Raw genomic sequence first — 1,434 nt, forward strand, 5'->3', positions numbered from 1 at the left:
CTGAGACCTGATGCCGAGCCGATTGTGGTGAAGTGGATGATCCTATGCTGTCGAGAAAAGCCTCTAGCGAGTTTTATGGCGGCCCGTACCCTAAACCGACTCAGGTGGTCAGGTAGAGAATACCGAGGCGTTCGGGTGAACTATGGTTAAGGAACTCGGCAAAATGCCCCCGTAACTTCGGGAGAAGGGGGGCCACACCTGGTGAGAGGACTTGCTCCTTGAGCTGGGGGTGGCCGCAGAGACCAGCGAGAAGCGACTGTTTACTAAAAACACAGGTCCGTGCGAAGCCGTAAGGCGATGTATACGGACTGACGCCTGCCCGGTGCTGGAACGTTAAGGGGACCGGTTAGTCACATTTCGGTGTGGCGAAGCTGAGAACTTAAGCGCCAGTAAACGGCGGTGGTAACTATAACCATCCTAAGGTAGCGAAATTCCTTGTCGGGTAAGTTCCGACCTGCACGAATGGCGTAACGACTTCTCGACTGTCTCAACCATAGGCCCGGTGAAATTGCACTACGAGTAAAGATGCTCGTTTCGCGCAGCAGGACGGAAAGACCCCGGGACCTTTACTACAGTTTGATATTGGTGTTCGGTTCGGCTTGTGTAGGATAGCTGGGAGACTGTGAGCATCGGACGCCAGTTCGGTGGGAGTCGTCGTTGAAATACCAGTCTGGTCGTGCTGGATGTCTAACCTGGGTCCGTGATCCGGATCAGGGACAGTGTCTGATGGGTAGTTTAACTGGGGCGGTTGCCTCCTAAAGGGTAACGGAGGCGCCCAAAGGTTCCCTCAGCCTGGTTGGCAATCAGGTGTTGAGTGTAAGTGCACAAGGGAGCTTGACTGTGAGACCGACGGGTCGAGCAGGGACGAAAGTCGGGACTAGTGATCCGGCGGTGGCTTGTGGAAGCGCCGTCGCTCAACGGATAAAAGGTACCCCGGGGATAACAGGCTGATCTTCCCCAAGAGTCCATATCGACGGGATGGTTTGGCACCTCGATGTCGGCTCGTCGCATCCTGGGGCTGGAGTCGGTCCCAAGGGTTGGGCTGTTCGCCCATTAAAGCGGTACGCGAGCTGGGTTTAGAACGTCGTGAGACAGTTCGGTCCCTATCCGCTGTGCGCGTAGGAGTCTTGAGAAGGGCTGTCCCTAGTACGAGAGGACCGGGACGGACGAACCTCTGGTGTGCCAGTTGTTCTGCCAAGGGCATGGCTGGTTGGCTACGTTCGGGAGGGATAACCGCTGAAAGCATCTAAGCGGGAAGCCTGCTTCGAGATGAGGACTCCCACCTCTATAAGAGGGTAAGGCTCCCAGTAGACGACTGGGTTGATAGGCCGGATCTGGAAGCACCGTGAGGTGTGGAGGTGACCGGTACTAATAGGCCGAGGGCTTGTCCTCAGTTGCTCGCGTCCACTGTGTTAGTTCTGAGGCAACGACCGT

The 1,434-nt window shown here is 56.3% G+C and carries 1 rRNA gene; it reads left to right on the top strand.

What is annotated here, in order from left to right:
• Nucleotides 1–1,392: ribosomal RNA gene (locus ABZ848_RS49520) — 23S ribosomal RNA — on the top strand; the annotation flags it as partial.
• Between the last annotated feature and the right edge of the window lie 42 nt (nucleotides 1,393–1,434).

The organism is Streptomyces sp. NPDC047081, assembly GCF_040643775.1.
GTDB lineage: Bacteria > Actinomycetota > Actinomycetes > Streptomycetales > Streptomycetaceae > Streptomyces.